Source organism: Streptomyces sp. GESEQ-4 (genome assembly GCF_017948455.1).
Lineage (GTDB): Bacteria > Actinomycetota > Actinomycetes > Streptomycetales > Streptomycetaceae > Streptomyces.
The window spans coordinates 1-24278 of sequence record NZ_JAFFSU010000049.1 but is presented as its reverse complement, the minus strand read 5'-3'; the positions used below and the strand labels follow the sequence as shown (position 1 = coordinate 24278).

General features: G+C 69.6%; 18 protein-coding genes and 2 pseudogenes. 13 read left to right on the top strand and 7 right to left on the bottom strand.

The window, feature by feature from the left end; genetic code table 11:
* Positions 1-420: 420 nt before the first annotated feature.
* The 5 genes from KCH48_RS41280 to KCH48_RS41260 all read left to right on the top strand — a co-directional run bounded on the left by KCH48_RS41280 (position 421) and on the right by KCH48_RS41260 (position 5448).
* The gene (locus tag KCH48_RS41280) at positions 421-1209 is read left to right on the top strand and encodes a phytanoyl-CoA dioxygenase family protein (protein WP_210582784.1); all 789 of its coding nucleotides are present in this window, start codon (positions 421-423) and stop codon (positions 1207-1209) included.
* A 4-nt stretch (positions 1210-1213) separates the two neighbouring features.
* Complete coding sequence (locus KCH48_RS41275; RefSeq protein ID WP_210582783.1) at positions 1214-2278, top strand: polysaccharide deacetylase family protein; 1065 nt, start codon at positions 1214-1216, stop codon at positions 2276-2278.
* Between the two features lie 7 nt (positions 2279-2285).
* On the top strand, positions 2286-3527 hold the full coding sequence (locus KCH48_RS41270; protein WP_210582782.1) for an FAD-binding protein: 1242 nt from the start codon (positions 2286-2288) through the stop codon (positions 3525-3527).
* Between the two features lie 73 nt (positions 3528-3600).
* Positions 3601-4593, top strand: coding sequence for an aldo/keto reductase (locus tag KCH48_RS41265; RefSeq protein ID WP_210582781.1), 993 nt, complete (start codon positions 3601-3603; stop codon positions 4591-4593).
* A 63-nt stretch (positions 4594-4656) separates the two neighbouring features.
* Entirely contained in the window at positions 4657-5448 is a 792-nt protein-coding gene (locus KCH48_RS41260; RefSeq protein ID WP_210582780.1) for an SDR family oxidoreductase, read from the top strand.
* Between the two features lie 146 nt (positions 5449-5594).
* On the opposite strand, the gene KCH48_RS41255 is transcribed toward KCH48_RS41260, so the two are convergent.
* Positions 5595-6803: a transposase gene (locus KCH48_RS41255; RefSeq protein ID WP_246886723.1), complete on the bottom strand. Its 1209-nt coding sequence runs from the start codon at positions 6801-6803 to the stop codon at positions 5595-5597.
* Between the two features lie 355 nt (positions 6804-7158).
* The gene (locus tag KCH48_RS41250) at positions 7159-8250 is read right to left on the bottom strand and encodes a DUF1611 domain-containing protein (RefSeq protein WP_210582779.1); all 1092 of its coding nucleotides are present in this window, start codon (positions 8248-8250) and stop codon (positions 7159-7161) included.
* A gap of 155 nt (positions 8251-8405) precedes the next feature.
* On the opposite strand from KCH48_RS41250, the gene KCH48_RS41245 reads away from it, so the two are divergent.
* Positions 8406-9602 (top strand): RNA-guided endonuclease TnpB family protein, encoded by a 1197-nt coding sequence (locus KCH48_RS41245; RefSeq protein WP_210582778.1) that lies wholly within the window; start codon positions 8406-8408, stop codon positions 9600-9602.
* Between the two features lie 30 nt (positions 9603-9632).
* Here the strand turns inward: KCH48_RS41245 and KCH48_RS41240 are convergent, their stop codons facing one another.
* Genes KCH48_RS41240 through KCH48_RS41230 form a run of 3 tightly spaced genes read right to left on the bottom strand, consistent with a single transcriptional unit; the run spans position 9633 to position 13584 of the window.
* On the bottom strand, positions 9633-10901 hold the full coding sequence (locus KCH48_RS41240) for an MFS transporter (RefSeq protein ID WP_210582777.1): 1269 nt from the start codon (positions 10899-10901) through the stop codon (positions 9633-9635).
* Positions 10898-13051 carry a prolyl oligopeptidase family serine peptidase gene (locus KCH48_RS41235; protein WP_210582776.1) on the bottom strand — a complete coding sequence of 718 codons (2154 nt, stop codon included), beginning with the start codon at positions 13049-13051 and terminating at the stop codon, positions 10898-10900. The genes KCH48_RS41240 and KCH48_RS41235 overlap by 4 nt, the downstream gene beginning before the upstream one ends.
* 14 nt (positions 13052-13065) lie before the next feature.
* Positions 13066-13584: a hypothetical protein gene (locus KCH48_RS41230; protein WP_210582775.1), complete on the bottom strand. Its 519-nt coding sequence runs from the start codon at positions 13582-13584 to the stop codon at positions 13066-13068.
* 274 nt (positions 13585-13858) lie between these two features.
* Here KCH48_RS41230 and KCH48_RS41225 point away from each other — a divergent pair, with 274 nt between their 5' ends.
* The 5 genes and pseudogenes from KCH48_RS41225 (at position 13859) to KCH48_RS41205 (ending at position 20717) form a co-directional block, all read left to right on the top strand.
* Positions 13859-14764, top strand: a complete 906-nt coding sequence (locus KCH48_RS41225; protein ID WP_210582774.1) for a TauD/TfdA family dioxygenase — start codon at positions 13859-13861, stop codon at positions 14762-14764.
* A gap of 62 nt (positions 14765-14826) precedes the next feature.
* Positions 14827-16842, top strand: a complete 2016-nt coding sequence (locus tag KCH48_RS41220) for a S9 family peptidase (protein ID WP_210582773.1) — start codon at positions 14827-14829, stop codon at positions 16840-16842.
* Positions 16843-16885: 43 nt separating this feature from the next.
* On the top strand, positions 16886-17797 hold the full coding sequence (locus KCH48_RS41215) for an aminoglycoside phosphotransferase family protein (protein ID WP_210582772.1): 912 nt from the start codon (positions 16886-16888) through the stop codon (positions 17795-17797).
* Positions 17798-17886: 89 nt separating this feature from the next.
* Positions 17887-18414 (top strand): annotated as a pseudogene (locus tag KCH48_RS41210) (transposase); the annotation flags it as partial.
* 197 nt (positions 18415-18611) lie between these two features.
* Positions 18612-20717, top strand: coding sequence for a hypothetical protein (locus KCH48_RS41205; RefSeq protein ID WP_210582771.1), 2106 nt, complete (start codon positions 18612-18614; stop codon positions 20715-20717).
* A gap of 265 nt (positions 20718-20982) precedes the next feature.
* On the opposite strand, the gene KCH48_RS41200 is transcribed toward KCH48_RS41205, so the two are convergent.
* Positions 20983-21738, bottom strand: a complete 756-nt coding sequence (locus KCH48_RS41200) for a class I SAM-dependent methyltransferase (protein WP_210582770.1) — start codon at positions 21736-21738, stop codon at positions 20983-20985.
* A gap of 255 nt (positions 21739-21993) precedes the next feature.
* On the opposite strand from KCH48_RS41200, the gene KCH48_RS41195 reads away from it, so the two are divergent.
* A complete protein-coding gene (locus KCH48_RS41195) occupies positions 21994-22290 on the top strand; it encodes a hypothetical protein (protein ID WP_210582769.1) in 297 nt (98 codons plus the stop codon).
* Between the two features lie 374 nt (positions 22291-22664).
* Positions 22665-22736 (top strand): annotated as a pseudogene (locus tag KCH48_RS43565) (hypothetical protein); the annotation flags it as partial.
* A gap of 205 nt (positions 22737-22941) precedes the next feature.
* On the opposite strand, the gene KCH48_RS41190 reads toward KCH48_RS43565, so the two are convergent.
* The coding region (locus KCH48_RS41190) for a tetratricopeptide repeat protein (RefSeq protein ID WP_210582768.1) at positions 22942-24278 on the bottom strand (1337 nt) is incomplete at its 5' end.

Below are 24278 nucleotides of genomic sequence, written 5' to 3'. Positions count from 1 at the left end.
CGGGGCCGCACGCGCGCGCCCCACGCCCGCCCCCCGGCCGCGCCGCGGCGGCCGGCGGGGGCCGGGGGGAGGAGGGGGGGGGGCGCCGCGCGCGTGCGCGCGCCCCCGCCCCTTCTTCTTTTTGCCCGCCGCTGCCTTCTCCAGTCACAAGCCGCCCGGGATCCAGCCCTGAGCCACCTCGCGTCGTCAGCTGGTCTCGTTCGCTCCGGGAATCTCTGGACGTCTCTGGGGGAACGGCTGGACGATCGCTCCATGGTCAGTCTAGGCAGAGTGCATTGTCAATATTGTCGATCACGTTACCAATTCATGTGACGGGTTTTGACAAGGGGACTCGCCGGACCTGAAGGCATCCACGCACCAGGGATGCATCCATAGCGGACGGAGTTATGAGCAGTGTCAGTACAGACGATCTTTGCCCCCATGCAACTGTCCAAGCTTGACGATGAATCGATCGCGCAGTTCGAGCGCGATGGTTTCCTCGTATTGCCAAGGTTTCTGCCCCGCGACCTCGTGGCCGACGTGGCAGCGGAAGTGGACCGCTGGGTCGACACCGGCCTGCGTGTCCAGGCCATCGCGGCCGCGGTGGACCCCGACACCCACAAGGTCCCGGACATCCTGGAACCCGACCTGCCCGCGCATGGTGAACTCATCGCCCACAAGCCGCTGTTAGAGATCCTCGAGCAGTTGATGGGATCGCGGTTCGTCTTCCACCACATGCACAGCGACCGCCACGAGCCCAACCGGCCGGGCAAGGCGTGGCACCACGACTACGAGCAGCGCGTCCAGTCGAACCGCAGCCACCCCATGATCCACGCGCTGCACTACCTGGACGGCATAGACCCGGACATGGCCGGGCTCGCGGTGCTTCCGGGTTCGCATCTGGAGGTGGCCGAGAAGACCGCGCGCGCCCACCTGGGCACCGATGTGCTGCCCGGCGAGGTGTTCATCGAGGACCTGCCGCCCGGCTCGACCGTGCTGCTGCACTCCGCCCTGTTCCACGCCCGGCGGGCCAAGCCGCAGTGCCCGGGCCGTCCGCGCTACTTCGTCGACGCCTCCTACTGCCAGGTCGGGACGTTGTGGCCGCCGGTGAAGCCGTACTGGCGGGAGATGTTGAACAGGGCGCGGCACAACGGACTCGCGGACTCGGACCGGCCGGACCTGTTCGACGAGATCCACTTCAGCGATTACATCAAGCCCGAGCAGAGGTGATCACATGCTGTACGCGGGAATCTCATGGCACGTGGGTGGATACCGACTGGCGGTGATCGGCCCGGACGGTCGGCGGGTCCCGGTGCCGGGCGACTACGCACCGGACCACGTGGACGAACTGATCACGCAGCTGCGGAAACTGGGCGACGGCCTCAATGTCGTCATGGAGAGCACCAACGGCACGTTGGACGGCCGAATGATGGCCGCCGGCCTGCGGGTACACCGCGCCGACCCGTGGCTGCTGCCCGACCGGCCGCTGTTCGGCTCGGTCCCGGCGGAGGAACTGGCCCGGGTGGGCGAGCGCGTCCGGGGCGGCCTGCCGCGTCTGGAGCCCCACCGGGGCACCCAGACCGGCCGCGAGAGCGACCTCAATGCCTGGATCACACAGTCGGCCGCGGCCGATCTCGAGCACACCGCGGCCAACCGCTTCTTCCCCCACGGCGGCCGTGACCGCCGCCAGGTCGCGCTCACCTTCGACGACGGTCCGCTGCCGCCGTACACGGGCCAGATCCTCGACATCCTGGAGCGCTACGGCATCCCCGCGACGTTCTTCTGCGTCGGGATCAACGCGGGCACATTCGTCGAAGAGCTGACGCGCATGCAGGAGCAAGGGCATGCCATCGGCAACCACAGCTGGTCGCACCCCTTCCTCCCCGAGCTGTCGCGGCCCCAGCTGGCCGAGCAGCTCCAGCGCACCGACGAGGCGATCGCCGAGGCCAGCGGGTATGTGCAACCTCGGCTGTTCAGGCCGCCGTACGGGGCGCGCACACCGGAAGTGCTGGGCTGGCTCGCCGAGTTGGGAACTGCCACGGTGCTGTGGGACGTGGCACCGGACGACTGGGCGCTTCGGCAGGCGGACGCCATCGCGCGCGACGTACTGGCCGAGGTCAGGCCGGGCTCCGTCATCCTGCTGCACGACGGCGGCGGCGACCGGTCGCTCACCGTCGCGTCGCTGCCGCCGATGATCGAGGGTCTGCTGGACCGCGGCTACGAGTTCGTCCGGGTCGACGACATGATCGGGCGCACCACGGCCGACGACCTCCTCAAGCACACTGCGCCGGCCTTGTAGGGTCCGGATGAAGAACTGGGGAGGCAACATCGACATCGGGCCGGCCCGGGTGTCGCGGCCCGAGTCCCTCGAGGAACTCCGCCGGATCGTCGCGGCAAGCGAACACGTCCGCGTGCTCGGCGCCCGCCACTCCTTCACCGGGATTCTGACGACAGCGGGCGGCTACGTTCAGCTCGACGGGCTGCCGAAAGCCGTCGACATCGACACCGCGGCAGGTACCGCGACGGTCACCGCCGGGATGCGGTACGCCGACGTGGCCACCGCACTGCACCGGGCGGGCTATGCGCTGGCGAACCTGGCGTCGCTCCCCGACATCACGGTCGCCGGGGCGTGCGCCACCGCAACCCATGGATCGGGCGACACCCAGCAGGGTCTCGCGGGCGCGGTGACCGGGATGCAGCTGGTGGACCCGCAGGGCGACGTGGTCGACCTGCGCCGCGACGTGGACCTCGACACCTTCGCCGGGTCGGTGGTCTCTCTCGGGGCCCTGGGGGTCGCCGTCCGGATGACCCTGGCGATCGAGCCGACGTTCGACGTGGCCCAGTCGGTACAGGTGGCGGCCCCGCTCGACGAGGTGCGGGACCGGTTCGACGAGGTGTACGGCGCCGCCTACAGCGTCAGTGTGTTCACCAAGTGGGCCGACGACGCGAACATCTGGTTGAAGCGGCGCACCGACCGGCCCGTGGTCGACCTGGAACTCGGTACCCGGGCCCTCAGCCGCCTGAATCCGGTACCCGGGTCCGACCCGGCCGTGTGCTCACCGCAGTTGGGCGTGCCGGGTCCCTGGCACGAGCGGCTGCCACACGTCCGGGCCGGCGCCATCGCGCCTGTCGGCGACGAGCTGCAGTCCGAGTACTTCCTGCCGCGCGCCGCCGCCCCGGCAGCGTTCACCGCGCTGCGCGAGATCGGCGAGCTCCTGGGACCCGTCCTGCACATCGGCGAGGTCCGCACCGTCCGCGGGGACGACCTGTGGCTGAGCCCCGCGTACGAACGGGACTCGGTGGCGTTTCACTTCACCTGGAAGAAGGGCACCCCTCACCTGATGCCGGTGATCGCGGCCGTGGAGGAACGCCTGGTGCCGCTCGGAGCGCGTCCGCACTGGGCCAAGCTGACGACCCTGGCCGGGGCCGAAATCCGTTCCGGCTACCGCCGGGCCGCCGACTTCCAGGAGCTTCGGGAGAAGTTCGACCCCCAGGGCAAGTTCGGCAACGACTTCGTCGACGAGTTGTTCTCGACCGGGTCCCTGTGACATCCGTAAGGCAATCAGCTGCGGCCCGCCCCGATCCCGACCCCTTTCTCCTTCGCATCAGGGAGGTGTGCACGTGGAACAGCGACTTGTGACCAGGACCGGACGGAAGATCTCCGTAGTCGGCATCGGTACATGGCAGTTGGGCGACGGATGGAGCCATGTGGAGGAGCGCGACAGCCTCGCCATCCTCGAAGCGGCCGTCGAATCCGGCGTCGACTTCATCGATACCGCCGACGTCTACGGAGACGGCCGCAGCGAACGGCTCATCGGGCGGTTCCTCCGGGAGGTGCGCACGGCACCCGGCAGACACCTCACGGTCGCGACCAAGCTCGGCCGCCGAGGCCCGCAGGAACTCGCCGCGTTCACCCTCGACAACTTCCGTGAGTGGACCGACAGATCACGGGCCAACCTGGGGGTGGACACCCTCGACCTGGTGCAGCTGCACACCCCGCCGGACGCGGTGTTCGAGTCGGACGCTGTCTATGACGCACTGGACGTGCTCGTCGACGAGGGCCGGATCGCCGCCTACGGCGTCAGCGTGGAGACCTGCGCCCAGGCCATGACCGCCCTCGCCCGACCGAACGTCGCGTCGGTGCAGATCATCCTGAACGTGTTCCGGCGCAAGCCGCTGGAGCAGGTACTGCCCGCCGCGCAGGCCGCGGGTGTGGCGGTCATCGCCCGGGTCCCGCTGGCCTCCGGCCTGCTGTCCGCGAAGTTCCGGCGGGACACGGTCTTCGCCGAGAGCGACCACCGCAACTACAACCGGCACGGCGAGAAGTTCGACGTCGGTGAGACCTTCTCCGGCGTCGACTACGCAACCGGCGTACGGGCCGCCGCCGAGTTCGCCGGCTTGGTGCCCGAGGGCTTCACCCCGGCGCAGTTCGCCCTGCGCTGGGTCACCCAGCACAGCGGCGTCACCACGGTGATCCCAGGGGCCAGCTCGGTCGCCCACGCACGGGCCAACGCGGCGGTCGGGTCCATGCCACCGCTGACCGACCAGACGCTCGACGCACTGCGTGAGCTGTACGAGCGCCGGATCCGCGCCCGAGTGCACCACCTCTGGTGACCGTTGACCGAGGTGACCTATGACCCGGCACACCCTTCCCCACCCAGCTCCAGGAGCCGCAGGATGAAGATCGCCGGAGAGACGGTTCTCCTCACCGGTGCGACCGGAGGCATCGGCCGGGCGCTCGCTGAACGCCTGACCCGGGCGGGCGCCGACCTGATCGTGACCGGACGCGACGCCAACGCGCTGCGCGAGGTCGCTGTCGGGGTCGGTGCCCGGTGGGTGCCGGCCGACCTCGCCGATCCGGACGGCGCGGCCGGCCTCGCCGAGCGCTGCGCCGGCACCAGCATCCTGGTGGCGAACGCGGCACTGCCCGCCAGCGGTGACCTGCTCGAGTACACACCCGAGCAGATCGACCGGGCCCTGGAGGTGAATCTCCGCTCGGCCGTCGTGCTCGCGCGGCTGCTCGCCCCGGCGATGGTGGACGCGGGCCGGGGGCACCTCGCATTCGTCGGATCGATGTCGGGGAAGGCCGCCACCCCGTTCTCGTCGTTGTACACCGCGACGAAGTCCGGGCTGCGCGGTTTCGCCCACGCCCTCCGCCTCGACCTGCGCGAGGCGGGCGTCGGTGTCTCCCTCGTCCAGCCCGGCTTCGTCAGCGATGCGGGCATGTTCGCCAAGACCGGGGCGCCTTTGCCACGCGGTGCCCGCGCGGTCACTCCGCACGACGTGGCGGCGGCGGTTCTGAGGGCCGTCACCGACAATCGGGGCGAGGTCAACATCGCTCCGGTCAAGCTGCGGCTGCTGTGCGCTTTGGCGGTTCAGTACCCCGCCGCGGCAGCCTGGATCCAACGCCGCGGTACGCCGGACGACACCGGCCGGCGGATCGTCGAAGCCCAGCGCGCCTCTCGCTGAGGAGCCAGTACGCGCTACGCAGGCCGTCACCTTCTCGGCCGTGAACGGCCGAGCTTGTGTACTCGGTCGTTCACACCTTGTCGCGCTCCCGACTGCCCCCTACGACGGGACGGTCACGGGTCGCATCTCCCCACCATCCGGCCTGTTCAGGCTGGTGCGGGGACGGGTGCGGTGACGAACACCCACGCCGAGCGTGCGCGGTTGCGCACGTTGACCCCGGCGACGTGGTCGGCAGGCCCAGCGAGGCCGCACCGACGACAGGAGAAACGGTCCCGGTCGGGCCGGTTGGCCCGCTCGGTGTGCCCGCAGCGCGGGCAGCGCTGCGAGGTATGGGCCGCATCCACTTCCATAAACGGCACCCCGGCCCGGCGGGCCTTGTAGGCCAGGTGCTGTCCGAGCTGGTGGAACGGCCAGGAAGACAAGGTGCCCCGCTGGTCGCGGCGAAGCCGTGCCCGGTCCCGGATCCCGTCGAGCTCCTCGACGGCGATCCCGCGACCGGTGCGTTGCGCGACGGACACAATCTCCTTGCTGATCCGGTGGTTCACATGGGTGGCATGGCGCTGCTCCTTCTTCGCCCGGCGGGCCAGGCGGCGGGTGGCCGAACGGCTCCGTTTTGCTTGGAGTTCGGCGCGTTTACGGGCCTGCCAGCGCCGGTAGCGGTTCAGCCGACGGCCCTGGTAGTCGGTGCCGTCGCTGGTGGTGGTGAGGTTGACGATGCCGCGGTCCACACCGATCCAGTCGGCCGGCTCGTACACGTCGGGATCGGGAAGGTCGCAGGTCGCGATCAAAAACCACTTCCCGCCCCGCTGGACCAGATCGGACTCGCCCTTGCGGTGCTCGGCCAGCGTCTTGAGCTGGTCCGGCGAGCCGGTGTAGCGGATGCCGCGCATCCGCCCGTCCACCGTCCAGATCGACACCGTCCGTGCGTCCGTCTGCCAGGACAGGCACCGGTCGTCGAACGGCTGCGCAGCATCGGGCCGGAAGGCGACCGGTGAGCCGATGGCCTTGCGGTACCGCTTCGACTCGGGTCCGCCCAGCCGCCCGGCTTGCAGGCTCGCTGCGAGCGCGCCGTAGGCGTCCACGACCTTCTTCACCACCCGCACCGCGGGCTGCGCCGACAACGCGAACGTGGCCTTGATGTCCGCGTAGACCAGTTTCTGCAGCCCGTTGCGGTCCTTCACACCCGTCTCGAAGGCGGTCCGGGAGACGTGGTCGGCGGCCCGGTTGCAGGCACGCAAGGTCGCCCCCAGCGCCGCCGCCTGCTCCGGCAACGGCAACAGCTTCACCTGCACCACCAGCTTCACAGCCCCAAACCTAGGCAGCACCTCGCACACCCGGGCGAACTTCGCACTCATTCACCCACCCCCGCGACCATCCAGCACGCGCGTGCGAATTCGCCGCTCCGCTGGACAGCCGTGCGGGCACTCCGCGCCCGGCCATCGGACGCGGTGACGCCCCGCGTCACCGGTTCGAGATGCGATTCCTCCCCGGCGTGAACGCCGGGGTATCCTCGCAAGAATCAGGTGAACGGCCCCGCGCGGCATGCGTGCAGCGTAGGGCGACCGCCGAAGCTGCGGCACGTCGTTGCTGATGAAGCCGATGGCCAACGCCTTGCCCGCGAGGCGACCGCGCAGCACTGCGCTGTCCGCTCGAACCGCTGGGTGGCCGGGGCCGGTTCCCTGTCTCGTTCGAACTTTGCGGGCCGGCGTCTCACGCGACAGGCACGGCGAGTGCCGCGTCGAGCAGGCGGTTCGCACCGTAGCGGAGCACGTCGGTGGTCGGCAGCCCGGTCTCCTGCTCGATGCGGTCGATCGCGGTGCGTGCCTCGTCGTCGCAGAGACGGTGGCTCATCACGGAGATGCCGACCACCCGGCAGCCGTCCTCGGGCCAAACCCACTGCGCCGCCTGGTGGTTGATCTCGATGGCACGCTCCAGCGAAGGAAGCGGGTGCTGCGGCAGCAGGCCCACCGACGTGCGTCCCAGCTCATGGCAGAGGATCAGCGCGTCGGGCCTGGCCCCGTGGAGCAGCCCGAGAGTCACGGCGGAGTAGCGGGGATGATTCACGGCGCCCTGGCCTTCGACGAGGACCAGGTCGTGCTCCTGCGCGGTGTGGAAGACATGGTGCTCCACCACGCTGTTCACGAAATCGGCCATGACTGTGTCGACGGCCACTCCGCCCCCGGAAATCATCATGCCCACCTGACCCGTGGCCACGAAGCCGGGCGCGAGGCCGCGCGCAGTGGCCTCGCCTGCGAGCTCCAGCATGGTCGTCATCTTGCCGCTGGAGCAGTCGGTGCCGACGGCGAGCACGGTCCTGGTGCCGGAGCGGTGCGGACGGTAGTTGACGACGGGGCGGCCCTCGGCGGTGAAGTCGGTGAAGTACAGCTCCTGGGGCGGCCGGCGCACATCCCAGATGTGTGCACCGGTACCTGCCGCGGCGGCCACGGCTTCCTTGTCCTGGGCCAGTTGGTAGTGCAGGCCGCTGATGACGTCGAGCCCCCTGCCCAGCGCGGCGAGCACCTGCCGGTGCCAGAACGGGTCGATGGCCGATCCCACCGGCTCGTCCGCCAGCAGGAGCGCGTCGGGCTCGTGACGCATCGCCGCCTCGAGATCGGCGACCACGGGTATGGGGTGCGGCGCGTCGACTCCCAGTACCTGTGCGGCATCCTGTCCGGCGTAACTGCTCTCGATGACGGTGACTACGTCTTGACTGCGGTAACGCAGCATCCCGGTCAGGGTCTTGGACGGCCGTGCGCCCCACTCGCCCTCGACCAGCACTGCGATGCGCTTGTGATGTTTCATCGGGATTCCTCCGTGGATACCCCCGCCTTCAGGCGGGGGAGGAAACGGACTCCTGCGGAGCAGGGCAGGGAAAGCCGATTCGCCTTCTGGGCGGATCGGCGTCCACCATCAACTATCCGCAGGAGTTCACGAGTTGAGATGCTAGTTTGTGAGCCATGGCCACTGGCGTGAAGCGGGCCTTCAAGTACCGCTTCTATCCGACTGATGCGCAGGCAGCCGAGCTGTCGCGTACTTTCGGGTGCGTGCGCAAGGTCTACAACATGGCGCTCGCCGCCCGTACCGAGGCCTGGGCCAGGCAGGAACGGGTCAACTACAACCAGACCTCGGCCCTGCTGACGGCGTGGAAGAAGACCGAGGAACTGGCCTACCTCAACGAGGTCTCCTCGGTCCCGCTGCAGCAGGCACTGCGGCACCTGCAGAGCGCCTTCGCGAACTTCTTCGCCCAACGCGCCAAGTACCCGCGCTTCAAGGCGAAGAAGACCTCCCGGGCGAGCGCGGAATACACCTCCTCCGCTTTCCGGTTCCGCGACGGCCGGCTGACACTGGCGAAGATGGCCGCCCCACTGGACATCGTCTGGTCGCGTCCCCTGCCCGACAACGCCACGCCGACCACGGTGACCGTCAGCCGGGACAGCGCGGGACGCTGGTACGTCTCGCTGCTGTGCGAGGACCGGTACGTGAAGCCGCTCACGGCAGTCGACAGGGCAGTGGGTATCGACGTCGGGCTCAACCACCTGCTCACGCTGTCGACCGGAGAGAAGATCACCAACCCGCGGCACGAACGCCGCGACCGCGAGCGCCTGGCCAAGGCCCAGCGGGAGCTGTCCCGCAAGGCCAAGGGCGAGGGCGCCAACCGGCGCAAGGCCCGCCGGGAGGTCGCCAAGATCCACGCCCGGATCGCCGACCGCAGGCGGGATGTGCTGCACAAACTGACCACTCGACTCGTGCGTGAAAACCAAACGCTCGTGATCGAGGACCTGACCGTACGCAACATGGTCAAGAACCGGAGCCTGGCCCGCGCCATCAGCGATGCCGCGTGGTCCCAGTTCCGGAGCATGCTGGAGTACAAGGCCGACTGGTACGGGCGGCAAGTGGTCGCGGTGGACCGCTTCTTTCCCTCCTCCAAGCTGTGCTCGACCTGCGGCAGCCTCGCTGAGGCGATGCCGCTGCATGTCCGTACCTGGACGTGCGGCAGTTGCGGCACGGCCCATGACCGGGACGTGAACGCGGCGAACAACCTTCTGGCCGCCGGGCTGGCGGTGTCTGTCTGTGGAGCCGGTGTAAGACCTCAACGGAGAACTCCGGGCGGGCAGTCGACGATGAAGCAGAAAACCCCACGGCGCGAGCCGTAGGAATCCCCCTCGTTCACGAGGGGGAGGAAGTCAACCCTTCTTCGCCGTTTCGCCCAAGGTCAGGGCCGAGTCCTGGGGCCGCGTACGGATGCGTACAACAGAGCGTGTGCCGGTGCCGAGGAGGGCGTAGCAGGCCCCGATCACCAGCCAGCCCCACAGCCCGAAGGGCAGGGCCACGGTGGTGGCGAGCACCGGCCCGACGACCATGCCGATCCCGGACGTCATGCCGAACACGCCCTGGTAGTCGCCCGGCGCGCGAGGATCCGCCAGCTCGTAGCTGAGCGTCCAGCTGCCCGCGGACGTCCACATCTCCCCGAAGGTGAAGCAGACAACGGCACACACCAGGACCAGGACGGCCCACCACCGGGGCAGGTAGCCGACCACGCCGATGAGCGGGCAGCTGACGGCCAGTGCCAGCGCGCCCCTGTGGATCGTCGCCACCGCACCGGGAACGGTATCCGCGTTCCGGGCCGCCCTCACCTGACACACGATGACCAGCGCCGTATTGAGGAACAGCAGCAGGGACACGGTGGAGGGCGGCGCCGTCGATCCGACCACCCACAGCGGCAGCGCCATGGTGAGCAGACTGTCCCGGGTCTCCATGAGGCCGCACAGCAGTCCGGCACACACATAGCGGGGGTCGCGCAGTGCCCGTCCGAGCCGCCGGGCCGATCGTGGTTCCTGCGGCGCGGGCCCCGCCGGGATCGAGCGCAGGAGCAGGGAACCGGTGGTCAGGGCGGCCGCGTTGAAGAACATCACTGCCAGGTAGCCGGCCCGTGTGTCCAGGTACAGCGGCAGCGCGGCGGCAAGCGTTCCCAAGGCCATCCCCGCGTTGAGCACCGATCGCTGGTAGGCCCGGAACACCGTCCGTGCCGTGGCCACCTGCCCCACGAGGGTGTACTCACTGACGCGCTTGCCCATCCGCAGCGAGGTCACCAGAAGATGGACGAGAACGAAGCCCATGAGATCGAAGACCAGCGCATACGAGGCGACCGCCGCGGTCGCCGCGAGCCCCCACCACACGGCCACGTTCCGCGCGCCCCAGCGGTCGACGACTCGTCCCGCGAACACGGCCGTTGCCATGGACGCCACTGCCGCGACACTGTTCGTGACCCCGACTTCGGCCGGCGCGAGCTCGATGGTGCCGACGAAGAAGACGGTGGTGCAGGCCATCGACGCGCCCTGGCCGATGGCCTGCACCAGGGTGGCACCGAGGAGCCGCCCGCCGCCGTCGGCCAGCGCCGCGCGGTCGGGACCCGTGCCCCGGTCCGCCCTTTGTCGCGAGGGCCCCGCGCTCACGGCGACGGCTCGGCGGCCGCCGTCGCACGCGTAGGGGATTCACGGCCGGTCGATCCGGTGTCCGCGATGAAGGCGTAGAGCTCGGCCGTGGCGCGTGCCACGCGATCGGAGAGCGTCGATCCGTGGTGCCCGCCGTCCCCCAGCTCGGTGCGCAGCAGTATGCGGTTGCCGTGGGTATCGACCCGTCGCAGTGCGGCCGTCCAACGGGCCGGCCGGTCCACCATCACCCGGGGGTCGTTGAAGAACGCGGTCATGTAGAGGGGCGGCCGGGGCCGGTCACAGACGGTCTCGTAGGCCACGTACTGGCGCATCAGACGGTACGTGGCCTCGTCGCGGGGGTCGCCCCACTCCTCCCATTCGTTGACGGTGAGGGGCGCCGCGGCATCGAGCATGACGTTGAGGATGTCGGCGGCCGGTGTCTCGGCTACCACGCCCGCCCAGAGTTCGGGCTGCTGTGTGTACGCCTGCGCCACGACGATGCCCCCGGCGCAACTGCCCTGGCAGACGACCTTGTCCGGGGCCGCCCAGCCGAGTTCGACGAGTCGCCCGCGGGCCGTGGTCAGGTCGCCGTGGGAGTTGGGCTTGGCGGCCATGCTGCCGTCGATCCATCCCGTGCGGCCCAGCTCGCCGCCACCGCGCACATGGGCGATGGCGTAGGCGAAGCCACGGTCCAGGAGGCTGATCACGGGGGCGGAGAAGACGGGCTCCCACGGGCGTTCGTATGCTCCGTAGGCATACAGCAGACAGGGGTTCGCGCCGCCGGGCACGGTGTCGTCCCGATAGGCGAGCGTCACCGGGATGTCCACGCCGTCCGGCGACTTGGCGAAGATCCGCTCCGTGCGGTAGCGGTCGCGGTCATACGCCGCCACCGCGTCCTGGCCGAGCAGCGTACGCCGTCCCGAGCGCAGCTCGACCCGGTGGTGCCGGGGCGGGTCGAGAAGCGAGTGCTCGGTGAGGACGATGGACTCGCTGTCGTAGGCCACGCGATGGTCCAGCTGTACGCGCGTCGGGTCGCGCCGGCCCTCGAAGATCAGGCAGCCTGCCGGGGTCTCGGGCGCGAACTCGTGCACGGAGCCGTCGGGCCGGTGCAACTGGAAGACCATGGTGCCCCGCCGGTGGCCGCTCAGCAGGAGCCCCTCGGCGAACACATCGAGACGTGACCAGGCCATCTGGGGCTCGGAGGTGAGCAGTTCGCTCCACTGCTGTCCGGCGAGCCGACCGGTGGCGGTGCTGATCACCCGGCGTTCTTCACGGCCGTCCGCGACGAGCAGGAGCAGCCGGTCCAGGTCTGCCGTGCGCTGGTGCTCGGTGAAGTAGACCCGGCCGTGCTTGCGCTCCAGCACCACCTGCGGTTCGGCGTCCGCACGGTCGGCCGGGATCAGCGACTCCTCGGTCGTGGTGCGGCTTTGGTGGGTGAGGACGATCCAGTCACGGCCGCGGGTGGTGCGTACGGTCGTGTTGAAGTGCTCATCGTCCTCGCGTGAGATCTCCGCATCCCGCGTCCCGGCAGGTGCGTCGAGCCGGTGCGCGAGAACCCGGTGGGGCCGCATGGCGTGGTCGTGGACGGTGTAGAAGAAGGTCGTCGAGTCGGCGCTCCACGCGCCCGTGTAGTACGTCCGCGCACGGGTGCGGGGGAGGTCCCGGCCGGTTGTGAGGTCCTTGAACCGCAGTTCGTACGACTCATGGCCCTCGTGGTCGACGGAGTACGCGAGGAGCGTTCCGTCCGGGCTGGGTTCGAAAACGCCGATGCGGGTGAACACCCGTCCCACGCCGAGCACTTCGAGGTCGAGAACGGTCTCGGTGACCGTGGAACCCAGCGGTCGGCGCAGATAACGGGGATGCCGGGAGCCGTCGGGGGAGTCGATGAAGTACTCATGGCCGCCCACGCGCCAGGTGAAGGTGTGGCCTTCGTCGCGGCGGCGGAGGGCGGTCTGAGCCAGCACTTCGGTGATCAACGGCTCGATCGTGCCGGCATAGCCGTCGTGGTACGCCCGCTCCTGGACCAGGTACTCCTTGAGGCGCGGATCCGTGTGATCTCGCATCCAGGCGTAGTCGTCGGGGACTGTCTCACCGTGCAGGGTGCGCTCGGACGGTTGCACGGGAGCCACCGGCACGGTGGCTTCGGCGTCCCAGGCTCGCGAACTGTCCATGGAAGTCCCTCCTTTCAGGGATGGCTCAAGGGGAGCCGGATGCCGCCACGCGCACTCCACCACGAGGTTCTTGCCAGGGCGCCACGCCAGCTGAACGAGAAGTGCACATGATCGGTATGGGGGTTGGGCCCTTTGTAGGCGCGCCAGCCCTGATCGGCGGCGTACGCGCCCCATATGCGCGAGTCCCAGATGATGTACATGATCCCCAGCCGACGGGCCGCGGCGCAGGGTTCGCCCGAACCGTCGCAGGCCATCAGCCAGCCGAGCAGCTGGGATGCCTGCCGGCCCTGGCACTGGCGGCACACGCGCCAGTCCCAGGCGCGCCCCTCCTTGTGCTCGCTGCGCCCGGGCGTCTGGGGGGAACGGATGATGCCGAGGCAGCCCGTTTCGGGATAGGCGCCGAGGACGAGCTCGCGGAAGGCCAGCACGCCGGGTTGCGGTGTGGTCCGGTGCGAGAGCTGTGGGTCGAGGGCGGCGAACTCGTCGACCTCGGCATCGAACCCGCCGCGGAGAATCCGGTCAAGTGTCTCCATCGACCCCGAGGAAGGCGCGGTGCACGCTGAACATCCTGCCGTCTGGCACACAATCGTCCTCCCATGTAGGGCGCCACCGTGGCCGGTCCCGGACAGGAGTCCACCCAGCGGTCAAGATATTGCCCGATGCGCCTGACCGATGACAATGGGCTTGTGCCTAGTATTGCCAAATGGTGCCTACCAAGGCAACCTTGTTGGTCATCGGCGCACGGGCTGCCCCTTCGCGTGGAGCGCCGGTGGCGCATCGTCCTCATTGGTCAGGAAGGCACGCACCATGACAACTCTGCTTGCATTCGATGTCCGGGTCAGGCCCCTGACCGGCAACGTCGGTGCCGAGATCAGCGGAGTGGACACGAGCGGTCCGCTCCCGGAGGAGATCGTTTCCCGAGTCCGCCAGGCGCTGCACGACCACAAGGTGGTCTTTCTGCGCGGTCAGACCCTGGACTACCGGCAACAGGCGGAATTCGCCGGGCGGCTCGGCCAGCTGACGCTCAGTCACCCCATCTACGACGCGCCCGACGGCCGGCCGCATGTGCGTGAGATGGACTCACGGCAGGGCACCCGTGCCAACCACTGGCACACCGACCTCACATTCATCGAGCGCCCGCCCGCTTACGCACTGCTGCACGCAAAGGTCATACCGCCGGTCGGCGGTGACACCATCTGGGCCAACACGGCGGCGGCGTACGCGAGTCTGCCCGACGAGCTGCGCGACATGGCCGACCGCCTGCGCATCGTGCACAGCAACGACTCGGACTTCACCGACGAGACCTACGCACACCGCGCGGCCCAGGGGGACCGGGAGCACTATGTGTCCCAGGCCTACGAGGCGGAACACCCCGCGGTCCGCGTGCACCCGGACACCCAAGAGCGGTCGCTGCTCCTCGGCGGCTTCGCCCGCCGCGTCGTCGGATACGGCCCCCAGGCGAGCCGCGACCTGATCCGCGCCCTCCAGGAGTACGTCGTCAAGCCGGAGCACACCGTGCGCTGGCAGTGGCGCGTCGGTGACCTGGCCATCTGGGACAACCAGTCCACCCAGCACTACGCCGTGTACGACTACGGCACGGCGCACCGCCGCGCCGAACGGGTCACGGTCGCGGGACCACCCCCTGTCGGGGTCGACGGCCGTCCCGGCCTGACCCTTCGCGGTGACACATCGGCCTACAGCGGCGCCGCCTGAGCGCTGCCCTGGGCCTGACGAGGCCGAAGGCACGCACGCGACCCAGAGGTGGAGGCACACCCGTGCGCACTGCTCCCCACGGCACCTGGACTTCCCCGATCACGGCAGCCGACGCGGCCAAGGGCCAAACGCTCGTCGAATGGGTGGCCCTGGTCGGTGCCGAGACCTGGTGGGTCGAGAAGCGACCGCAGGAAGCGGGCCGTGCCGCGCTCGTACGTCGCACCCCCAACGGCAAGGTGCTCGACGCGCTCGGCTCCGGGTGGAGCGTGCGCAACAGGGTCATTGAATACGGCGGTCGGCCCTGGCTCCCACTGGGCGATGAGGCCGCGGCGGGCTTCGTCTTCACCCACTGGGACGATCAGCGGGTGTACCGGGCGCAGCCCGGCAGCACTCCGGCACCCATCAGCCCGCAGCCCGCGAGGACCGCCGGAGCGCGGTACTGCGACTTCGTACGGGCAGGCGACGAAGTGTGGTGCCTGCGCGAGGAGTCGGTCGGCGACGAGCCGACCGACGTCCGCCGCGATCTGGTCGCGCTGCCGCTGGACGGCAGCGCGAGAGACGATCCGGCGGCCGTCCGGCTGCTCGCGCACAGCCATCACTTCATGACGGGCCCGAAGATCTCGTCCGACGGCCGCCACGCGGTCTGGCTCGGCTGGGACCACCCGGACATGCCGTGGGACCGCACCGATGTGATGTGCGCGCCGGTGGGGCCGGCGGGCACGCTCGGCCAGGCCCTGCAGGTCGCGGGCGGCGAAGGCGTCGCAGTCAGCCAGGTCGAATGGGCACCGGACCGGCCGGACCTGCTCTATCTCCTCAGCGACGCCGCGGGATGGTGGAACCTCCACGAGCTCACACTGGACGGCTCCGCGCGGGCGCTATGTCCAAGAGCAGAGGAGTTCGGCGACGCACTCTGGCGCATCGGCGCCCAGTGGTTCCTTCCCCTCGGGGGCGGGCGGCTGGCCGTCGTGCACGGGCTGGGCCAGCAGCGCCTCGCCATCCTGGAACCGGACGGCACGGTGCGGGACTTCGACTCCCCGTACACCGAATGGGCCTCATTGGCGGCGGCGGGCCGCCGCGTGGTGGCGACCGCCGCGGGACCCTGGCACACGGGCGGCGTGGTCCAGGCCGACCTGCATGACCGTGAGGTGCGCATCCTGCGCGCCGGGCGGTCGACGCCGGCCGGCTTTCTGCCCCGCGGGTATCACGAGGTGTTCAAGGGCGCGGACGGCACCGACGTCCACGCCTATGTCTATCCGCCCCGCAACCCCGACTTCGCCGCCCCCGAGGGCGAGTTGCCACCCTATGTGGTGCACGCGCACGGGGGACCCACCAGCCGCACCCCTCTGGTCCCCAACGAGGAGATCGCCTACTTCACCAGCCGTGGCATCGGTGTCGTAGACGTCCAGTACGGCGGTTCCACCGGCTTCGGCCGGCAGTACCGCGAACGGCTCCGGGAAGGCTGGGGAGACGTAGACGTACGCGATTGCGCCATCGCGGCCCGGGGGCTCATCGAGCAAGGCCTCGCCGATCCCGAGCGGATCGGCATCCGCGGCCGCAGTGCCGGCGGCTGGACGGCAGCGGTATCGCTGACCGCGGAACCGGAGCTCTACCGGGCGGCCGCCCTCTACTATCCACTCCTGGACCCGGAGGAGTGGCGGGCACGCGGCACCCACGACTTCGAGTCCCAATACCTGCACAGCCTTATCGGGCCGTGGCCGCAGACGCGACACAGATACGCGCAACGGTCGCCGCTGCGCACGGCATCCGAGATCCGCGCCCCGTTCGTGCTGATGCAAGGACTCGAGGACGAGATCTGTCCGCCGGAACACGCCGACCGGTTGCTGGCCCGGCTCCGCGGCTCCACCGTCCCGCACGCCTATCTCGCCTTCGCCGGGGAGCAGCACGGGTTCCGCCGGGCGGACAGCTTGATCGCCTGTCTGCACGCGGAACTCTCCGTGTACGCCCAGGTGTTCGGATTCGACGCGGCGGGCATCCCGAAGACCGAACTGAGCAGCACCCCTGATTCCGCACCTGACACCGGGCCTGACTCCAAGGCACTTGAGGCCCGTGCAAGCTGAGCCGCGCTTCAGGTGCGTGGCCATCCGAAAGGACCATTCCGCAATGGCGACAACCGCTCCCGACGGCCGCGCCGGAATCACCGCAGATCTGGTGCAACGTCTGATCAGCACCCAGTTCCCGCAATGGGCCGGCCTGCCGGTGATCCCAGTGCCCGTCGACGGCTGGGACAACAGGACCTACCGCCTCGGCGACGACATGACGGCGCGGCTGCCCACCGGGCACGGGTACGTCCCCGCGGTCGAGAAGGAACACGTGTGGCTGCCACGGCTGGCACCGGAACTCCCGGTCGACATACCGCCGGTCCTGGCCAAGGGAGAGCCCGGCGAAGGTTACCCGCACCCCTGGTCGGTGCGCGGCTGGCTGCCCGGCGAGACGGCCCTTGCGGAACGGATCGGCGACATGGCCCAATTCGCCGTGTCGGTCGGCGAGTTCATCCGCGCCCTGCAGCGGTGCGACACCACGCACGGCCCCGCCGCCGGGGAACACAGCTGGTATCGCGGCGCGTCCCCCGCGTACTACGACGAAGAGACCCGCCGTTGCCTGGACCTGCTCAACGGGCGCATCGACACCGTCCTCGCACAGCAGGTCTGGGAGTCCGCCCTCGCGGCCACCTGGAACGGTGACCCGGTGTGGTTCCACGGCGACATCGCCTCGGGCAACCTGCTCGTGGCCGACGGCAAGCTGGCGGCCGTCATCGACTTCGGCACGTCCGGCGTCGGCGACCCGGCCTGTGACCTGGTGATCGCGTGGGCCATGTTCTCGGGCGAGAGCCGGCAGGTGTTCCGGGACACCGTCGCCCAGGACCGCGGCACGTGGGCGCGCGCTCGTGGCTGGGCCTTGTGGGAGGCCGCACTCCACCTGTCCGAGTGCATCGACACCGATCCCGAGAAGGCCGCCGGCTACCGGCGTCTGATCGGCGAAGTACTCGCGGATCACCGCGAGTTCGGTGCGTAGAACATCCCTTCGAAATCCTCGCAGAGCTCCGTGCGAGGGCTGCTCACGCCGGGGCCGAGCGGACCTGCCGCACGCCGCCCGGTTGACCCAGGGATGCCGAGCCAAGCGCCTGCGTGCTGGACGCACAGAGCATCAAGACCTCAGCCAACGTTCCCGCGGCCGGCCAAGACATCGATGCGGGCAAGGAAATCGCAGGCCGCAAGCGCCACCTCGGCGTCGATACCCTCGGCCTGCTGCTGGCCGTCTGGGTGACCGCCGCCAGCGTCTGCGACAACACCGGCGGCATCCACCTGCTCTCCCAGATCGCCACCACAAGCCCCCGCGTGACCAAGGCGTGGGCCGACACCGGCTATCGCACCAAAGCCATCGACCACGGCGCCCGTCTCGGCATCGATGTCCAGGTCGTCCAACGCGATCCCGGCACCAAAGGGTTCAAGGTGATCCCCCGGCGTTGGGTGGTCGAGCGGACCCTCGGCCGGCTCATGCACCGCCGCCGCCTCGCCCGCGACTACGAGAGGCACCCGCACCGCTCCGAAGCCATAATCCACATCGCAATGATCGACCTCATACGCCGTCGGCTCACCCGCGAATCCACCCCGAACTGGCGCCACACCTGAACCTCGAACCAAACAACCTCGCTGGGACAAAACGCTCTTTGAGGATGACGCGGTGACGGAGGAGCGGAACTCCAGCAGCCGGCCATCATCCTCTTCTGGACCGTGAGATCCGTGATCCGGCCTTCGTCGACGCCCCCTCGTGGGGGGCTGTGCCCTCAGCACGATGTGGGCCGGCCCCATGCGGCACACTGCCGACCATGGCCAACGGCGCACGATTACACGGGACATCCGCCCATGTGGTGATCGCGTCGGTCATCTTGGCTCTCCTGGCGGGCAGTTACCTGATCCACACCTGGCGGGCCACAGCGCCCTTCACCGATCCCGTCGACACCTTCGTCGGTTCACTCGGGCTGCTGTGCCCGTGGATCTTCGCGTTGTGGCGGCGGTCCAGGCCGCAGCCACCCCAGACCCCTCCCTCCCGGGAACAGTGGCTCGCCGCCCTCGCGGGAGCCGAGCGCGACCGCCTCCAGGAGGATCTACGGGACCGCGGCGTCGAGGTGGCCTGCATCGCCGTTCCGTGGGAGCCGGCGCCCGAACTCGCCGACCACAGTGTGACGGCGTCCTACGGCCCCCCGGGCACCGGCCGCGTCGACCGTCTTCGGCAGCAACTCTGGCCGGGACGCCCGCCCGCCCGGGTCGTCATCTGCGGTCCGGCGGGTTCCGGCAAGAGCATCGCCCTTCATCTGCTGGCCGAGCAGCTCCTGGCCCCGCCCACCGGCGGGCAGAACGCCGACGGCCCTGTGCCGGTGGTGCTGTCCCTGGCCGGGTGGGACGCACGCCAGCCGCTGTACCCGTGGCTGATCGGACGGATCGCCGACCGCTACCCGGCCGTCGTCGGCCCACAGAGCGGAGTCGAGGCGCAGGACCTCACCCGCGCCTTGCTGCACGACGGCGCCGTCGTGCCGTTCCTGGACGGCTTCGACGAACTGGCCGGCCCTGAGCGAGCCGCGTTGCTGCGGGCACTCAACCAGGCTCTGGGCGCGGGCCTGTCGATCGCACTGGCCTCCAGGGAGGAACAGTTCCGTCAGGCGGTGGCCGCGGTCGGAGCCGTACGGGGATCCGTGGCGGTTCGCCTGCGACCGCTGGGGCCGCAGCATCTCGCCGACTTCCTGGACGACGCGCGCACACCGAACCGGATGGCCTGGCTGCCCCTGCTGGAGGCGATGCGCGCCGGGAGGGCGCCCTCGGCGACGGAGGCCTTCGCCACCCCCCTCATGCAGTGGCTCGGCCTGCAGACCTACGGCAGCGGCACCGCCATCCCGGCCCAGCTGGCGGACCCGGCACGGTTTCCCACCGCCCAGGACGCCGAGCGGCACCTACTGGCCTCGCTGATTCCCTCTGCTTTCGACCCGCTGAACAACAGCCTGCCGGCGGGGCAGCGCTGGACAGCCCGCCGCGCCTGGCGCCTGCTGCGCTTCCTGGCAGAGCACCAAGACGACGGCGGCATCCGGTGGTGGACGCTCTACCGCCGTGCGCAAGGGCAACTCGCCCTGGTCTACGGCCTGGCGCTGACCGCGCTGGCGACGGGCCTCTCCGCGCTCTCGCAGGCGGCCGGCACCGCACTGCTGGCGGGCGCGCTGTGGGGGACGGCGTGCGGCGCCGCCTTCGCGGTGGCTTACGTGACCACCCGGGCCGAGGAATACCGCAACCGCTCCGCGATACCGGGCGGATTCCGCTCGGACGTGAGCGTCAGGACCGTTGTGTCCAGGGTCGTTCGGCTGCTGCCCGTCCTGACCGCAGCGGGGGTGGCCACTCAGCTCGTCACAGGCCTGCTGTTCACTCCGCTGCACTGGCCCGACCTGTGGGCGCTGCTCGGCCAGGGGACGGCGCTGTCGGCCGCCGCAGGACTCTGCGGAGGACTCGCCGCGGGAACCGTGCTGGACCGCGTACACACCCTCGACGCGAACGTCGCCCCGGCGAACGCCACCCGGCCCCTCGAGCTGCTGCGCCGGGACAGCAAGGCCACGGCCGTGTTCGCCCTCTGCCTCGCCTTCGCAACCGTGCTGGTGACATGGACCGCCTGGTCACTGAATCTGGACCGGACGCCCCCGGGCGCGTTCCTGGCCGCAGCCGCCACCGCGGCCGCCGTGGTCGGCCCCGGGCTGTTCACCGCCTGGCCGGCCTTCCGGGCCGCCCACGCCTGGTACATCGTCCGAGACCAGCTACCGCTCCGGTTCAGCGACTTCATGACCACTGCCCAGGCCGCAGGAGTGCTCCGCGAGGAAGGGATCACGTACTACTTCCGTCATGCGCTGCTGCGCGCCGCCCTGCGGACTGGGAACCGGGGGCCTGGAAGCAGCTGAAGCGACCCACGGCACCCCGGCCTCGCCACCCACCCCACCTTCGACGAAGCAGGGCAAGGAGCCGGCAGAGCCCCGGTCGCCAAACTGATCGACGGCGGGGAGCGGCGCCCGCGCAGCTGCGGCCACGCCGGCGCTCCCGCCTCCGCCGCCAACCACATCCGCAAGCACCACGCCCACGAGGAGAGTTGAGGATGCACCGGACCGAGAGGGCGCAAGCGTCCTGCGAGCAACCGCGCGGTCCGGCCAGGGACTGAGAGTCCGGTGTTTATACCTTGCTCGCGACCACCATGTAGTTCTCGGCCTCAAGATCGTACGTGCTCAGTTCCGTCTGGAGTCCGACCCGGTGCAGCTCGACTTCGAGTTCCTCGTACCGGTAGGGCCAGCAGGACAGCAGTTCCGAGCGGACAAGAACCAACCCGGTCGCATCAACTTGCGCGATCGCAATCTCGATGTGGTGCTCCTCCTCCCAATGCGGCGCAATCTCCCAGCGGTAGACCACGACGGCATCGCGACCGTTCCGGCGGACGAGTCGGTCACTGATCTCCAGCCGGGAGCCTCTGGCCCTCACGAGTTCCCAAGTGCGGGATGTGAGTACCAAGCGCCCGCCGGGGCGCAGAAGCCGTGACATCGACTCCAGAGCAGCACCCCTGCCTGTCGCGCCCGCGGCATGGTGAAGCGAGTTGCCAACGCAGAACACCATGTCGAACGTGTTGTCCTGGAAATGGTCGGGCAACTCTTCCCAGTTCGCCCGTACAGCCCGGACGGATGCCCCGAACTCCTCAGACAACTCTGCAGTCCGACGAACCATCGCCTCGCTGGCGTCAGTTGCGACAACCTGCATGCCACGACCGGCGAGGCCAACCGCCAACTGTCCGGTTCCGCACGAACAGTCGAGGACGTGAGCGTTCGACGGCAGGAGATTGAGGACGTCGTCGAACGACGCAACGAACTCGGCTGGAGGCAACTTTGCATCCGAGATAAGCCATTCGTACACCTCGGCAAGCACGTCATAGCCTGTCACAACCACTACTCCGTCACGCGGCAGACTCACGGTAGGACGTCAGTCCATCAGCGGAGCAAGCCGGGCACCAATGGTTTTCGCAAGGATGGCTCTGACGGTGTTTGTGGGTTGTCAGTTGTCCGTCTGAAATGGTCCGCCTGCGCCACGAACCCCACTGACAGAGGAGGGTGGCGAATTCGTCGGGACTGGCCAGTCGGATACCGAGGGTTTCGGCCTTGGCCCGCTTGGATCCGGCGCCGTCTCCGGCGACGACCAGTGGTCTTCTGGGAGACGCGCTGCGGCGTCACCTGGTGGACCGCCCGCTCCGGCGTGCCGCTACGAGCCACGAGCGCCGACGCCGTGCGCACCGTGCGGCTCCTGGCCGTCGATGCCGCGTCCACGCCCCGCACCGCCGCGGCCGAAGAGCCGGTGACGCCCCGCGAGTTGGTGCCCGCGAGCTTCCGCCTATCTGGACAGGCGGTGGACGTCGATCGGTATGAGACGGCGCTGTGGGAGTTGCTGGAGGACAGCCTCATCCCGGGCAAGAGCCGCGATCTCCTGCGGCTGCTCTGACCGCCACATTTGGGGAGACGGTGGGGGAAACGAAGCGGGTCTACCACCACCGGTGGCCGGTGCGCATGCACAAGGTGAGGCGGTGGTACCCCAGCCGTCAGGAACACCGGGTGCTCTGGCGTGGGCCCTACATCAAAGGGCTTGCCGATGCGCCGCTGAGGATGGGGGAGAAGGCCTACCTCGTGGATTCGTAGCGGCGCCCTGAAGGTCGGCGCCGGCGGGCATCGGGCTGGCTGCAGGTGTGCGGCGGCATGCCGTTTTTCCGGGAAGCGGTCTATTGCGCCTTCACCGAGGTGCCGTGCTCGCTCTGAGCAAGGCATTGCCGACCTGAAGAAGCCGCCGTAGCCACCTTTCATCCCCGCTACGCCGACGCCCTGGCCGACGTCCGCACGGCAGGAACCCTGGTCCGCCCCGACACCGCGCGCTGGCAGGGCGCCGTCGAAGCTCACGTCCGCGACCAGGGCTTCGACGGGGTCGCGAAGTCGGCACTCGCCAACCAGACGACTTCCGGGCCTCCGCAGCCGCATACCGGCCGCCGGCCACCGGATCGAGGTGGTGGCGCTGGCCACCGCGGAGGCCCCTCCCCGCTTCCCCTACGTCACAGCCTGCCGGGCATTGCCATATTTGCGGGAGTTGTTCGCCGAGAGGTGATCACGTCACGGTGTTCAGCTTGTTGCGGAGCTGTGCGGTGTCGGGGTGGTCGGGATCACCGAGGATGGCCAGGGCGCGCTGCCAGGCTTCGCGGGCCGTGTCGGTCGCGCCGGTGGCCAGGTGGACGTCACCGAGGTTGCCGAGGGTGTGGGCCTGTCCCCACCGGTAACCGCTGTCCGTATGTGTGTCGAGCGCCTGGTGGTAGTACGCGATGGCGTCGTCGTGGCGCTGGAGGCAGTGGTGGACGGTGCCGAGGAGGTCGAGTGCGACGCCTTCGCCCCAGCGGTCGCCTTCAGCGCGTAAGACGATCAGTGCCTGTTCCAGGCAGTCGATGGCGTCGTCGAACCGGCCAAGTTGCTGGTAGGAGTCGCCCAGGTTGAACAGGATATTGCCCTGACCGATCGGGGCTTCGCCCATCGCGTGGATGGCCAGCGCTCGGCGGCAGTACTCGACGGACCTGTCCGGCTGGCCGGAATAACGGTACGCGTAGCCCAGATTGAGCATGGCGTGGCACCTGCCGGACACGTCCCCGAGTTCCCGGCAGAGGACCATCGCCTGCCGGAAGTGATCGATGGCCTCGTCGTACCGGTGTATCTGCGTCAGGGCACTGGCCACATCCCCAAGGCTCCATGCCTCGCCCGTGCGGTCATCGGCCGCGCGGGCGGCGTCGAGGGCGGTCCGGGTGGTGTCGAGCCAGTCGTGCAGATGGCCCCGGAGGTAGAAGAACCCCCACAGGGTGGCGGGAATTTGCCACGCGATGCCCGGTCGGCCGGCGGTGGCGGCCTGGTGCACCGCGGCGACGAGGTTGGGACGCTCACTGTCACACCAGTTGAGGGCCTGGTCGTGGGCACTGAACGCCAGGGGGTGGCAGGAGGCGGGCAACGGGTCGAGGGGAACCCGCCGGCGATGCGGGGTGAGAAACGGATAGGCGGCGTCGGCGGTGTGCAGGTACCAGGTGAGGAGCCGCTCGACGGCGCGGTCCCGCTCCTGCGGTGCCTCCTTGGCGAGGACGCGTTCGGTGGCGTACACGCGCAGCAGGTCGTGCAGGGTGTAGCGGCCGGGCAGGTGCTCGGTGAGCAGGTGGGCGCGGGTGAGTTCGACGAGCGGGCCGCGAGTGGGGCGGAGCGGGAGTCCGGCGAGGGCAGCCGCGGCGGGTGCGGAGATGTCGGGCCCGGCGTGCAGGCCCAGCAGGTGGAACAGGCGCGCGGCCGGGGTGGACAGGGCGTGGTATGACCAGGAGAAGACGGCCCGTGCGTCGGTGGTGAGGTCGCCGCCGTCGAAGGCGTCGAGGCTGCCATGGCTGTCGCGTAACTCTTCGGCGACGGCGCTGAGGGGGA

What these genes read in the sequence shown, in the direction of transcription:
- KCH48_RS41280 (WP_210582784.1), top strand. Translation starts at nt 421, where the DNA reads ATGCAACTGTCCAAGCTTGACGATGAATCGATCGCGCAGTTCGAGCGC.
- KCH48_RS41275 (WP_210582783.1), top strand. Translation starts at nt 1,214, where the DNA reads ATGCTGTACGCGGGAATCTCATGGCACGTGGGTGGATACCGACTGGCG.
- KCH48_RS41270 (WP_210582782.1), top strand. Translation starts at nt 2,286, where the DNA reads ATGAAGAACTGGGGAGGCAACATCGACATCGGGCCGGCCCGGGTGTCG.
- KCH48_RS41260 (WP_210582780.1), top strand. Translation starts at nt 4,657, where the DNA reads ATGAAGATCGCCGGAGAGACGGTTCTCCTCACCGGTGCGACCGGAGGC.
- KCH48_RS41255 (WP_246886723.1), bottom strand. Translation starts at nt 6,803, where the DNA reads ATGAGTGCGAAGTTCGCCCGGGTGTGCGAGGTGCTGCCTAGGTTTGGG.
- KCH48_RS41250 (WP_210582779.1), bottom strand. Translation starts at nt 8,250, where the DNA reads ATGAAACATCACAAGCGCATCGCAGTGCTGGTCGAGGGCGAGTGGGGC.
- KCH48_RS41245 (WP_210582778.1), top strand. Translation starts at nt 8,406, where the DNA reads ATGGCCACTGGCGTGAAGCGGGCCTTCAAGTACCGCTTCTATCCGACT.
- KCH48_RS41235 (WP_210582776.1), bottom strand. Translation starts at nt 13,051, where the DNA reads ATGGACAGTTCGCGAGCCTGGGACGCCGAAGCCACCGTGCCGGTGGCT.
- KCH48_RS41230 (WP_210582775.1), bottom strand. Translation starts at nt 13,584, where the DNA reads ATGGAGACACTTGACCGGATTCTCCGCGGCGGGTTCGATGCCGAGGTC.
- KCH48_RS41225 (WP_210582774.1), top strand. Translation starts at nt 13,859, where the DNA reads ATGACAACTCTGCTTGCATTCGATGTCCGGGTCAGGCCCCTGACCGGC.
- KCH48_RS41215 (WP_210582772.1), top strand. Translation starts at nt 16,886, where the DNA reads ATGGCGACAACCGCTCCCGACGGCCGCGCCGGAATCACCGCAGATCTG.
- KCH48_RS41205 (WP_210582771.1), top strand. Translation starts at nt 18,612, where the DNA reads ATGGCCAACGGCGCACGATTACACGGGACATCCGCCCATGTGGTGATC.